The 12728-nt window shown below is 67.6% G+C and carries 10 protein-coding genes and 1 riboswitch; of the genes, 6 read left to right on the forward strand and 4 right to left on the reverse strand.

Features of this window, described 5'->3' with window-relative positions; genetic code table 11:
* Positions 1–127: 127 nt before the first annotated feature.
* The 4 genes from DTPSY_RS15810 (at position 128) to DTPSY_RS15825 (ending at position 5418) form a co-directional block, all read left to right on the forward strand.
* Complete coding sequence (locus tag DTPSY_RS15810) at positions 128–1114, forward strand: Bug family tripartite tricarboxylate transporter substrate binding protein (RefSeq protein ID WP_011806970.1); 987 nt, start codon at positions 128–130, stop codon at positions 1112–1114.
* Positions 1115–1146: 32 nt separating this feature from the next.
* Positions 1147–2625, forward strand: a complete 1479-nt coding sequence (locus DTPSY_RS15815; protein WP_015914413.1) for an NAD(P)-binding domain-containing protein — start codon at positions 1147–1149, stop codon at positions 2623–2625.
* Complete coding sequence (locus tag DTPSY_RS18230; RefSeq protein WP_015914414.1) at positions 2622–3731, forward strand: peroxidase-related enzyme; 1110 nt, start codon at positions 2622–2624, stop codon at positions 3729–3731. Before DTPSY_RS15815 ends, DTPSY_RS18230 begins: the two co-directional genes overlap by 4 nt.
* A gap of 171 nt (positions 3732–3902) precedes the next feature.
* Positions 3903–4014, forward strand: a riboswitch (glycine riboswitch).
* 93 nt (positions 4015–4107) lie between these two features.
* Positions 4108–5418, forward strand: a complete 1311-nt coding sequence (locus DTPSY_RS15825) for a D-amino acid dehydrogenase (RefSeq protein WP_015914415.1) — start codon at positions 4108–4110, stop codon at positions 5416–5418.
* A gap of 71 nt (positions 5419–5489) precedes the next feature.
* Here the strand turns inward: DTPSY_RS15825 and DTPSY_RS15830 are convergent, their stop codons facing one another.
* Positions 5490–6755, reverse strand: coding sequence for an FIST signal transduction protein (locus DTPSY_RS15830; RefSeq protein ID WP_011806974.1), 1266 nt, complete (start codon positions 6753–6755; stop codon positions 5490–5492).
* Between the two features lie 40 nt (positions 6756–6795).
* Positions 6796–7791 (reverse strand): PhaM family polyhydroxyalkanoate granule multifunctional regulatory protein, encoded by a 996-nt coding sequence (locus DTPSY_RS15835; RefSeq protein ID WP_015914416.1) that lies wholly within the window; start codon positions 7789–7791, stop codon positions 6796–6798.
* Between the two features lie 220 nt (positions 7792–8011).
* Here DTPSY_RS15835 and DTPSY_RS15840 point away from each other — a divergent pair, with 220 nt between their 5' ends.
* Positions 8012–8431 carry an HU family DNA-binding protein gene (locus DTPSY_RS15840; protein ID WP_011806976.1) on the forward strand — a complete coding sequence of 140 codons (420 nt, stop codon included), beginning with the start codon at positions 8012–8014 and terminating at the stop codon, positions 8429–8431.
* 87 nt (positions 8432–8518) lie between these two features.
* Here the strand turns inward: DTPSY_RS15840 and DTPSY_RS15845 are convergent, their stop codons facing one another.
* Positions 8519–9271, reverse strand: a complete 753-nt coding sequence (locus tag DTPSY_RS15845; protein ID WP_041838898.1) for a tyrosine-protein phosphatase — start codon at positions 9269–9271, stop codon at positions 8519–8521.
* 417 nt (positions 9272–9688) lie between these two features.
* Between DTPSY_RS15845 and DTPSY_RS18235 the strand changes: the two genes are divergently transcribed.
* Complete coding sequence (locus tag DTPSY_RS18235; protein ID WP_015914418.1) at positions 9689–10975, forward strand: tyrosine-type recombinase/integrase; 1287 nt, start codon at positions 9689–9691, stop codon at positions 10973–10975.
* Positions 10976–11480: 505 nt separating this feature from the next.
* Here the strand turns inward: DTPSY_RS18235 and DTPSY_RS15855 are convergent.
* The gene (locus tag DTPSY_RS15855; RefSeq protein ID WP_011805843.1) at positions 11481–12707 is read right to left on the reverse strand and encodes an IS256 family transposase; all 1227 of its coding nucleotides are present in this window, start codon (positions 12705–12707) and stop codon (positions 11481–11483) included.
* Positions 12708–12728: the final 21 nt, after the last annotated feature.

Genomic DNA, 12728 nt, shown 5'->3' on the forward strand with positions numbered 1-12728 from the left:
GACGGCGACGGGCCGTCCATATGCATATAGCGCGTGCGCATGTGAATTTCTCCACAATGGGTGTGTTTCGGCTGCGCTTACACGATAGAGCGCCGCCTTGCACTGACCTATCACAAGGAAATTCGCCATGCCCCTCCTGCGCCACGCCACCGCCGCCCTGGCCACGCTGCTGACCGTCACATCCGCCCTCGCCCAGGCCACGGACTGGCCCAAGCAGCCCGTCACCCTGATCATGGGCTTTCCGGCCGGATCGGGCGTGGACGTGGTGGCGCGCGCGGTGCAGGAGCCGCTGGGCCAGAAACTCGGCCAGCCCGTGGTCATCGACTACAAGTCCGGCGCGGCCGGCAACATCGCCAGTGAGTACGTGGCCCGCGCCAAGGCCGACGGCTACACCCTGGCCTTCGGCACGGCCGCCACGCACGGCAGCAATGCCGCGCTCTACAAGAACCTGCCGTTCGACGTGGAGGCCGACTTCGTGCCCGTCGCCCCGCTGATCGACGTGTCCAACGTGTTGACCATCAACCCCGCGGTGATCGACGCCAAGAACCTCAAGGAGTTCGTCGAGACCGTGCGCGCCAACCCGGGCAAGTACAACTTCGCCTCCACCGGCAACGGCACGGGCACGCACATGGCCTTTGCCGAGCTGAATGCGCGCCTGGGCCTGAACATGGTGCACGTGCCCTACAAGGGCGGGCCCGAGGCCATCACCTCCGTGCTGCGCGGAGAGACCTGCTGCATCATGAACCAGGTGCAGACCGTGCTGCCGCACTACAAGACCGGCAAGGTGCGCCTGCTGGGGGTGACCACGGCCAAGCCCGTGGCGGCCGTGAAGGAGGTGCCGCCCATCGGCGCCAGTGGCCTGCCCGGCACCAAGGGCTTTGACAGCTCGATCTGGTTCGGCATCTTCGCTCCCAAGGGCACCGACCCAGCCGTGGTCCAGAAGCTGAACACCGCCTTGCGCGAGGTGCTGGAGCAGCCCGACGTGCGCCAGCGCTTCGAGTCGCAGGGCAACACGGTACGCATCGAAACGCCCGAGCAGTTCCGCCAGACGGTTCACAAGGACCGCGCGAAGTGGGCGCAAGTGGTGAAGGACGCCAAAATCAGCATCGACTGATTTCGCCCTCCACGCTTTCTTCGACGCCCTCCATGTCTCTTTCGCTTCCCCTGGGGGCGGCCGGCCTGGCCGCCCTCGAAGACCGCCTGCGGCACGACCTGCTCACCCTCAACTGGCGCGCCCGCGCATGGCTGCCGCCACGCACCCATGAAGGGCAGCCCGTCACCGACGTGCTCATCATCGGTGCCGGCCAGGCGGGCCTGGCGGCCAGCATGGCGCTGGCGCAGCAGGGCATTGCCGCCGTGCTACTGGACCGCGCGCCCGCCGACTACGAGGGCCCCTGGGCCACCACGGCGCGCATGGACACGCTGCGCTCGCCCAAGGAGCTCACCGGCCCCGCGCTCGGCGTGCCCTCGCTCACCTTCCGCGCCTGGTTCGAGGCCCAGTGGGGCGGCGAGGCCTGGGCCTCGCTCGACAAGATCCCGCGCCTGCAATGGATGGACTACCTGCGCTGGTACCGCCGCGTGACGCAGCCCGACGTGCGCAATGAACACACCGTCACCGCCGTGCACCCACGCGCCGACGGTCTGGTGGCGGTGGACGTGCAGGCCCCCGCCGGCCACGCCACCTGGCTGGCGCGCCGTGTGGTGCTGGCCACGGGCCGCGACGGCCTGGGCGGCCCGCAGGTCCCTGCGTTCATGCGGGGCGTGGCCCACGCCGCACAGGGTGGCCTGTGGGCGCATTCGTCCGACGTGCTGGACTACGCCACGCTCAAGGGCAAGCGCGTGGGCGTGATCGGCATGGGCTCGTCCGCCATGGACAGCGCCGGCACGGCGCTGGAATGCGGCGCCGCCAGCGTGGACCTGATCGCGCGTCGCGCGGTCATGCCCACGGTGAACAAGTCCAAGGGCTCGGGCGTGCCCGGCCTCACGCAAGGGCACCACGACCTGCCCGACGCATGGAAGTGGCGCATCCGCCATTACATCAACGTGCAGCAGGTACCGCCGCCGCACGGCAGCACGCTGCGCGTGTCCGGCCACGCCAACGCCTTCTTCCACTTCGGTTGCGCAGTGCAGGACGTTACGCAGGTGGGCCACGCGCTGCACGTGGCGACGGCCAAGGGTACGTTCGCATTCGACTTCCTGGTCCTCGCAACAGGCTTCGTGATCGACTGGGCACAAAAGCCCGAGTTCGCGCCGTTTGCGCGCCATGTGCGCACCTGGGGCGAGCGCTACCAGCCGCCCGCCGGCGATGAAGACCGCGAACTGTCCGACTCGCCCGACCTCGGCCCGGTGTTCGAATTCCGCGAGAAAGCCGCCGGCGCCTGCCCTGGCCTGGACCGCATCCACTGCTTCTGCTACCCCGCGGCGCTGTCACACGGCACGGTGTCGGGCGACATTCCCGCCATCAGCGACGGCGCACGGCGCCTGGCCAGCGGCATCGCCGGCCTGCTGTACCGCGAGGACGTGGAGCACCACTTCGCCGCGCTGCAGGCCTATGCCGAGCCGGAACTGCTGGGCGACGAATGGACGCCCGCCGACACCTCCCAACGCATCCTGCCTTCGCCATGACCGACACCATCGACCAACTCGCCCGCCTGGGCCATGCCCCCCATGCCCAGGCCGCGCGCCAACAGCGCGCCAAGGCCATCACCGCCACCCAGGCCTGCGAAGACCTGCTGCTCGCCCCCCAACTGCCCGGTGGCCTGGCGCTGGCCGAGCGCCTGTCCGTGGCCCAGGCCGTGGCGGCCGCCAGCGGCGTGGCAACGCTGGCCGACCATTACGGCGCGCGCCTGGCCGGCCTACCCGCCCCCGCGGCGGATGCCCGCTGGCAAGCCATCACGCATTTCACGCAGCTGCTGACCACGCAGCCCGCTGCGGCCGACCGCGCGGCCCTGCTCGCCCTGCCCCAGGCGGGCCTCGCCACGCCGGACGTGGTGCTGCTCGCGCAACTCATCGGCTTCGTGGCCTACCAGGCGCGGTTGGTGGCAGGCGTGGCGGCGCTGGCCGCCCTCGGCCCCGCGGGCACCGCAGCCACGGCGGTCGCTCCCACCACGCCGGACGCGCCCTTCGTGCACCCCGCCAACCTGCCCCCGCCCGGCGAGCCGCTGCGCCTGGCCGGCTACACCAGCGAGACGCTGGACTGGAAGGCCTGGCTGCCCGTGGTGGACCCCGCCACCGCCAGCGCCGAGCAGAACGCCGTGCTGGACGCAAGCCACCCCAAGGCACGCACGTCGGACTTCTACCTCGTGCTGGCGCACCAGCCCCGCGTGCTCGCCGAGCGCTCGGAGGCGTTCAACGCCATCATGTATGCGCCTGGCGGCCTGCCGCGCGCCGAGCGCGAGGTAGCTACCACCGTGGTCTCGCGCATCAACGGCTGCGTGTACTGCGCGGCGGTGCATGCGCAGCGCTTCGAGCAGCTGGCCAAGCGCAACGACGTGATCGCGCAGATCTTCGCCGACCCCGACAGCGCCGGCACCAACGCCCGCGAGCGCGCCCTGGCGCAGGCCAGCGCCGCGCTCACGCGCGCGCCCGGTGCGTTCGGGCCACAGCACCTCGCGCCGCTGCGCGCCGCGGGCCTGAGCGACCTGGAAATCCTGGACACGGTGCACGCCGCCGCGCTGTTCGCCTGGGCCAACCGCCTCATGCTCAACCTGGGCGAAGCGGTCTACCCCTGAGCATGCACCCAGCGCCCCACCCTGAGAGCGTGTTCATGGTCTGAGGGTTAGCCCGCTGGGGCCGCCGCGCCCGGGCCGCTACGATGGCCGGCGCAGGAGAGCAAACGGCCATGTGCCGTTTCACCGAAGGCGCAAACTCCCATACACGCTCAGGTTCCGTACTGCACACCCACACAGCCGTCTGGAGAGCCGCCACGCCCGCCGTGGCGCACCGAAGGAGCAAGTGCCGCGCACGGTCCCGCGCGGCATGAATCTCTCAGGTACCAAGGACAGGGGGAGCGGCAGCCAGGCCATGTCGCGCCCGCTGTTCGCTATTCATTCAATAGCTGCTCGCGCGCGCCCTGCCTGCGCAAACCTTGAAAAAGGCTTGTCAACCATGCGCGTGATCGTTCTGGGCGCCGGCGTCGTCGGCACCACCTCTGCGTACTTTCTCCAGCAACTCGGCCACGAGGTCACCGTCATCGACCGGCAGGCTGTGCCCGGTGCGGAAACCAGCTTCGCCAACGGCGGCCAGATCTCGGTCAGCCACGCCGAGCCCTGGGCCAACCCCGGCGCGCCGCTCAAGGTGCTGCAGTGGCTGGGCAAAGAGGATGCGCCGCTCTTGTTTCGCCTGCGCGCGGACATGCGCCAGTGGCTTTGGGGCCTGCAATTCCTGCGCGAATGCACGCCCGCGCGCACGCGCCACAACATCGAGCAGATCGTGAGCCTGGGCAGCTACAGCCGCAGCACGCTGCAGCAACTGCGCGCCGACACGGGCCTGCAGTACGACCAGCGCACGCAGGGCATCCTGCACTTCTACACCAGCACCCAGGAGGTCGACGCCGCGCTGGCGCCCGCCGAGCAGATGCGTGCGCTGGGCTGCCACCGCCGCGTGGTGGACGCGGACGAGGCCGTGCGCATCGAGCCAGCCCTGGCCCACGTCCGCCCGCAGTTGGCGGGCGCCACCTACACGGCGGAGGACGAGTCCGGCGACGCCCACCTGTTCACGCGCGCGCTGGCCGGCGTGGCCCAGGCCGCGGGCGTGCAATTCCGCCTGGGCTGCCACATCACCGCGCTGCACCCGGCGGGCGGCGCCATCGACCATGTGGAGATCACCAACGAGGCCGGCGGCTACGAGCGCGTGCGCGGCGACGCCTACGTGCTGGCGCTGGGCGCATTCAGCCCGCTGCTGGCCCAGCCCCTGGGCCTGCGCCTGCCCATCTACCCGGCCAAGGGCTATTCGGTGACGCTGCCGGTGCGCGACGCGGCCGCCGCCTACCAGGTGAGCCTGACGGACGATGAGTACAAGCTGGTCTTCTCGCGCTACACCAGTGCCCAGGGCGACCGGCTGCGCATCGCGGGGACGGCCGAGCTCAACGGCTACGAGCGCGCACTGAACGCCGTGCGCTGCGAAGCCATCGTGCGGCGCGTGGAGCAGCTCTTTCCCGGCGCGGGCGATGCGAGCCAGGCGCAGTTCTGGAGCGGCCTGCGCCCCGCCACGCCGAGCAACGTGCCGCTGATCGGCAAGACGCGCTACGGCAACCTGTTCCTGAACACCGGCCACGGCACGCTGGGCTGGACCCACGCCTGCGGCTCTGGCAAGTCCATCGCGCGCATCGTGAGCGGGCTGGAGCCGGAGCTGGACTTCGCGTTCTGCGGCCTGCCGCGCCCTGCTGCGGCGCCCCGCCCCGCCGTCATCGGCGTTTGAGCAAGCGCCACGGCGCTATGCATTGCATAGCTGCTTGCGCTTGATGGACGGGCGCTAGAGGCCCAAAAGGCTTATAAAGCCCCGTCCGGCGCGACGAACACCGTCAGCACGCCCGTGTAGCCATAGAGCCGGTGCGCGGCGATTTCGCCGCCGGCGAAGAAGCCCGCCAGGGGCACGTCGCCCAGCGCATGGCGCACGATCTGCAGCTCGGCGCTGGGCCCACCGAAGTGCGGCCCGCCGCGGCCCGAGCAACTCACATACAGCGCACCGCAAATGCGCCGGCCGCCCGCCGGCTCGGCATGCGGCGCGCTGCCTGCGGCGGGCAGCGCCTGCGCCTCTTCGAGTTGGGGCGACAGCTCCTCACGGACCTCTGCGCAGATGCGCATCAGGTCGGCACGGGCCGCGCCGACGTTGCGCTGGCAGAAGGCCAGGCGCATGCCCACCTCGACATGGTCACCCAGCGCCACGCCGCTGCGCGTCGCGTCCAGCCCGACGATGTGGCGCACGCGCGTGTCGGCGCCGAAATGGCCCGTGCGCTGGCGCTGCGGTGCGTCCGCGTCCTCCAGCCCTGCCAGCGTGGCGCGCACGGCGCGCAGGGCGGCCTGGGCGTCCCCCTGCAGCGTCACGCCCAGCGTGTCCAGCAGCACGTCCAGCGCGGGCTCGCCGTCCAGCTCCAGCACCACGTTGTCCTGCGCGGCGGTGATGGCCGCCTGCGCGCCGATGGGCTGGCAGCCCTGCGTGACGCGCGAGACCAGTTCCACCTGCGCATCAAAGGCCACGCCCGACAGGCCGCCGTGCAGCACGCCGTCGCCCTCGCCGCCGGCGGGCAGCGCCAGCTGCACCTGCGCCCCGCGGCTGGCCACCACGCCGCCAAACAGGTAGCCGCTGCTGGTGCGGCCCGCCATCTCGGCCACCAGGTCCGCCAGTTCGGGTGTCTGGCCGTCCGCATGCACCAGCGCCGTGTGGGCCGCAAAGCCCACCCCGGCCGCATCGCCGTGCGCCAGCGGCGCCACGCCCGAGAACACGCGGTAGTGCGCGCGCGGCAGGTCGCACAGCATCAGCGAGAGCGCGGGTTCATCGAAATATTCGACGTTGTTGCCCGCCACGCCCACGCCGACCGCGCCTGCCCAGTCGGTGACCGTCGGCAGTTCGCGCCGCAGCAGGTCCAGCAGGGCCGCGGCATCGTCCGCGTAGTGGTCGGTGATGTAGAGCAGCCCCAGCGTGGGTGCACTGGCGTACTGGGGCAGCGCCATCTGCGCCCGCAGTTGCGCCAGCACCAGCACCGCGGCCATGTGCCACTGCGGATGGGTGGCGTGTGCGTTGGGAAAGAGTCTCATGTGTCAGCCCTGCGGTGGGGTACAGGCGCCGCCGCGCAGCTCAGCCTGTCGGCCGCCGCGTGCGGGACGCGGCAGCCTTTTGGGTGGGCGATGGTGCGGGGGCACGCTTGGCGCCCGCGCTGGCCGCGGCAGTCCGCTTGGCGGCCGGACGTGCCTTGTCGTTAGCCTTGTCGTTAGCCTTGTCGTTAGCCTTGTCGTTAGCCTTGTCGTTAGCCTTATCGTTAGCCTTGTCGTTGGCCTTGCCGCCCGGTTGGGTCGCCGGCCGGGCGGCCGCCTTTGCGGAAGGCTTCCCGGCGGCAGGGGCGGGCGTTGCCGCAGGCGCCGCACCGGCGGCCTGCGCCGCCGCGCGCATGCCGTGCATGCCCTGCGCGGCCATCTGCGCCGCCATGCTGGAAGCGGTCTTGAGTGCGCCGCTGGCCATCTCGCGCGTGGCGTCGAAGGCCGCCTGGTGCGTGCCCGCATCCCGCAGGGCATGCGCCGCGATCTGCTGGAACTGGCTGGTCAGCGCACCCCACCATTGCATCGGGTCGGCCACGCCCTTGGTCTGCTCGGGCGCGGCCTCATCGTCCGGTGGTGTTCGCGCGCTGCGCGCCGCCGAGGCGTTGTTGGCCGGGGACGGCGCCTCCGGTGCAGGTGCAGGTGCAGGTGTGGGTGGAGAAGTGAACGGGAACGCGGACGGTGGCTCGGCGGCTCGTGCGGCGGGCCGCTCCGTGTCCTGGCCTGCGGCGGCGCCGAAGCTCGCGGCCAGGTCGCCCATCGCCACGTTCATATCCTGCAGCGTGGCCAGCGTCATCTTCTGCACCTCCAGCGCCTGCACGGTGGCGGCCAGGGCGCGCGCGTTCTGCTCCAGCCAGAACTGCACGGCCTTGAGCTCCTGGATGCGCTTGTCCAGCTCGTCCACACTCACCGTGGGCGCCACCCAGCCCGACAGCCCCGGCATGGTGGGCATACCCGCCGCAGCGCCCTTGGCCAGGTTCTGCAGGAAATCAAATCCCGGGACGAAACGCCCGAAGCCGAAAGGGGTGCTATCGCTCATGGCCTGCTCCTGGTGCATCAGGGAATGGTTGCACAGCTTACCCGCATGCGCGCCACCCGTGCGGCACGTGCGTGCCCTGTACCGTCCACAGGCCCGCGATAGCGTGGTTTTCTCGCGCAAACCCGCATGAATAGGGCACCCCACGCGCGCAGACAGCGCCTAGAATCCGATCACCAGCCTGGCTGGCCTGCTTCTATACACCTTACAACGATCCGACATCATGGCAACTGCAAAGAAGACCACCGCTCCGGTGAAAAAGACCGCCGCCAAAAAGGCGGCGGCACCTGCCAAGAAGGCAGCCGCCCCCGCAGCTCCTGCTGCCATCAAGCCCGTGAAGGAAGCCTTCACCAAGACCGCGCTGATCGCCCACCTCGCCACGCAGGCGGGTGTCGAGCCCAAGGCCGCTAAGGCCGTGCTCGCCGCATTGGAGACGGCCATCCTGGCTTCCGTGCACAAGAAGGGCTCCGGCGAGTTCACGCTGCCCGGCCTGCTCAAGATCGGCCTGCAGCAAGTGCCCGCCAAGAAGAAGCGCTTCGGCAAGGACCCGTTCACCGGCGAAGAGCGCTGGTTCCCCGCCAAGCCCGCATCGGTCAAGATCAAGACCCGCGCACTGAAGAAACTCAAGGACGCCACGCTCTGACACCGTGGCGCGGGTTTCGCAAAAAAAAGCAGCCTCCGGGCTGCTTTTTTTATGCCCGAGCGACCCGGGGCGCACGGCCGCGGCGCCTCACTCCGGCAACGGCTGCAGGTACAGCTGCGCCAGGCGGTTGCGCGCGGCATCGTCCACGCCCAGGCGACGCTCCAGGTAACACTGCACGCCGCCGTGGTCCTGGTCAACGGCTCGCAATGCGGCCTCCAGGAAGTCCTCCTGCACGCGCCAGATCACGTTCAGCACCTCCTGCGGCGCGGAGCTGACCAGCCCCGCGGGCCGACGGTACAGCGCGTTAGTCAACAGGTAGTCCTGCATGACCACCTCGCGCGACACGCCGAGCGCCAGCAGAATCAGGGCCGCGGCGAAACCGGTGCGGTCCTTGCCCGCAGTGCAGTGAAAGACCAGTGGGGAATCCTCTGCCAGCAACTGCTCGAACAAGCCCGCAAACTGCTGCGCGTTGTCGGAAACAAAGGCGCGGTAGGTGTCCTGCATCAGCCCTACCGCAACGGGTGCCGTGATCTGTTGGCCCGCTACCGCCAGTTCCTTGGCGCGCTGCACAACGGTCGGCTCGATCGGCAGCGCGTGATAGCGCACCTGCGGCAGCGCATACGACTGGGCCGCGCTCTCCACCAGCCCGCGGAAGTCCACCGAGCGGGTCAGCCCCAGACCGGCCAGCACCTGCGCGTCCTGCGGTGTCAGGGCCGCCAGATGATCGGAGCGGAACAACCGGCGCCAGCGTACCGTGCGTCCATCCAGCCCCGCATAGCCTCCCAGATCACGGAAGTTGGACGCCCCCGTCAGCGAAAGCGTGCGTGAAAAGTCTTGCATCCGGTCACTGTAGTTCAAAGCCGTCACACGCTCATGACACATGGGCGTACATGCAGCCCGAAGTGTCGCCTTGCGTAGAGCTGCCCGCATCGCGTGATCTCTGGGGCATGGGAGAGTGCCTGGCTTCCGTACGCCCCGCGCCCGTGCCTGCAGGTACTGGCTCCCAAAAAAAGGACTACCGCCCCACGAAAGAAACAAGGCCCCGAATCACGGAGAGGTCTGTGCAGCGCTGGAGGATGAGGACACGCAACTACTGCGTCGTTCCACGTAGCGTGGCAGTGCAGAAACAAAAACGCCCAACCGAGTGGTTGGGCGTTGTATGTGGTGGCTGGGACGCTCTCGAAAACCAGAGCCGACCCCGCAAAAGCAATGAGTTTGCCTATACGTGGTTCCTCATGTTACTGGAGAAGTTACTGTATGGCTACCATGGCCCTCTCTGACACCACCATTCGCAGCGTCAAGCCCGGAGACCCGCGCAGACAGCTGACGGACGGCAATGGACTTTACCTATTGCTCTACGTGAACGGGGGCAAGCATGGCTGGCGTTTTGACTACAAAGTCCAAGGCAAACGCAAGACGATTTCGCTGGGGACCTACCCGGCAACATCGCTGTCGCTGGCACGCGCGAAAGCCAACGCAGCACGCGAACTGGTCGCAGCCGGGATTGACCCCAGCGCTGACCGAAAGTCGAAAAAGGCAGCGGAAAAAAAAGTGCACGAGGATGCAAAGCTCGTTGCCGCAGGCAAGCCTCTGAACGGTACCTTTGAGGCAGTCGCGCGGGAATGGTTTGAGGTGCGTTCGCCCGAATGGGCTGCCAAATACGCTGAAAAGGTTCTGCGCCGCCTTGAGGCCGACGTGTTTCCCCACATCGGAATACGGCCTGTCGGAGATGTAACCGCACCTGAACTTCTTGCCGTTCTGCGCCGTATCGAAGATCGAGGGGTCATCGAGACGGCGCATAGGGCACACGAAAGCTGCTCACAAATCTTCCGCTTCGCTGTAGGCGCGGGACTTGCGAAAGGGGATGTTGCACGCGACCTGAAGGGCCTGCTGCGTAAGCCAAGAACTAGGCACTTCCCTGCAATCCTGTGCCCCAAACGACTCGGCGAACTGCTGCGCGCGTGCGACGGCTACGTTGGTACGCACGTTGTACGCGCGGCCCTGAGTTTGGCTCCCATGCTGCTGCTGCGTCCAGGAGAGCTGCGGCATGCTCGATGGGATGAGATCAACCTGAACACAGCTACATGGACGATTCCAGGTGAGCGGATGAAACGTGAGCGGGAAGGTAAGCTCAACGGCATGCCACACATTGTCCCGCTCCCGCGGCAAGCGGTACAGGTACTTCGTGAGCTACACCCGATTACCGGCCGCGGCGAACTCGTCTTCAGGGGAGAGCGCCATCATCACCGCCCGATGTCTGAAAACACGGTGAATGCAGCACTACGAGCGATGGGATTTGGAGCGGACGAGGTAACGGGACATGGATTCCGCGCGACCGCGCGGACGCTGCTGGACGAACGACTCGGCATTGCGTCAGAAATCATAGAAGCCCAGCTTGCTCATTCAGTTAAAGACAGCCTTGGGCGCGCGTACAACCGCACGGAGTACCTTGTTCAGCGCCGAAAGATGATGCAGCAATGGGCTAATTACCTGGAAGCCCTCCGCCGAGGAAATGCTACGAACGAAGTGCAAATGGCTGCCTAGCCCGTAAGGGCAAAAAAGCGCCGCCCGTGAATGGCTAGCATTCGGATTGAGGATTCTGCGTCAAAGCACCCTTGGGGCCGCGTCACGCCATTCGGGCAGGGCCCCATACCTTTAACCTCGCAAGCCGATCTCGCCAAACTATGGGTGTTTGTTCATCTCGCACTGCCAACCGCTAGGTAAGGGAACGCAGAAAGCCCCCTCCGAATTGAATGGAGGGGGCCCGAGTTGCGCCATGGCCGCGAACGAGCAGATGCCCGCCCGGGCGGCGTCCGATAGTTCCTTTCCTATGATGTCCTGCCTTGCCGCCCCAGCCGCCAGGCCGGGGGTCTTCGCCTTCCACGCCGCCAAGCGCTTCGGGCTATCGCACACTGCAATGGGCCGCCAAGCCCGATCCGCCGAGGTTTCCCCCGGCGGGCATACACACTTTCAACCGCCGCCAGCTTTCGCTCGCTTCCCGCTTGCCTGATGAGGGCGTGTCCGAATTTTTGTGTAAACGGGTCGGACTTCAATTGACGGAGATGCGGTCTCCGAACTGAATGGTAAAGCGGGTCAGCGCGGCCTTCCAATCCCGGATGGGCATGGTCCACTTCTGGCTGATGTTGCGCAGCGCCAGGTAGAACAGCTTGGTCAGCGCCTCGTCGCTGGGGAACGAGCCCCGGTTCTTGGTCAGCTTCCTCAGGCTCATGTTCACCGACTCGATGGCATTGGTGGTGTAGATGACCTTGCGGATTTCCGGCGGGTAGTCAAAGAACGGGGTCAAGCGGCTCCAGTTCCTGCGCCAGGACTGGCCGATGGGCAGGTACTCGGCATCCCATCGGGCCTCGAACTCTGCGAGCATCAGTTCGGCCTCCTCGGCGGTGGCGGCCGTGTAGATACGGCGCAGGTCGGCCGCCACTTCCTTGCGGCGCTTCCATGAGACGTAGTTCAGGCTGTGACGCACCATGTGAACGATGCACAGTTGCACCACCGCCTTGGGGAAGACTGCCTCGATGGCGTCAGGGAAGCCCTTGAGCCCATCGACGCAGGCGATGAAGATGTCCTGCACGCCCCGGTTGCGCAACTCGGTGACCACCTGCAGCCAGAACTTGGCGCCCTCGGTCTGGGCCAGCCACAGGCCCAGCACCTCCTTGTCGCCCGTCATGGTGATGCCGATGGCCAGGTACACCGCCTTGACCCGCACCGCGCCCTCGCGCACCTTCACATGGATGCAGTCCAGATAGACGATGGGATAAATCGGCTCCAGCGGTCGGGCCTGCCAGGCCTTGACCTCGTCGGCCACGGCATCTGTCACCGAGGAAATCAGGCTGGGTGAGACCTCGGTGCCGTACATCTCTTCGAGGTGGGCCTGTATCTCGCGCACCGTCATGCCACGGGCGTACAGCGAGATGATTTTGTCGTCGAAGCCGGCCCAGCGGGTCTGGTGCTTGGGGATGAGCTGAGGCTCGAAGCTGCCATGGCGGTCGCGTGGCACTTCGATGGGCAATTCGCCGAACTCGCCCTTGAGGGTCTTCTTGCTCTTGCCGTTGCGGGTGTTGCCAGCGGGGTTGGCCACCGCCTCGTTGCGTTCATGGCCCAGGTGCTCAGTCAGCTCAGCGTCCAGGGCTCGCTCGACCAGCAGCTTGGTAAGTTGCTTGAGCAGACCGTTCTCGCCGATGAGGTCTTCGGGCTTCTTGTAGTTGGCCAGCAGGCCAGACAGCAGTTCTTCGGGTACGTCGTGTTTCTTGGTGTTCATTGTGCTTACGGACAGGCCGGC

The organism is [Acidovorax] ebreus TPSY, from assembly GCF_000022305.1.
GTDB classification, from domain to species: domain Bacteria; phylum Pseudomonadota; class Gammaproteobacteria; order Burkholderiales; family Burkholderiaceae_C; genus Diaphorobacter; species Diaphorobacter nitroreducens.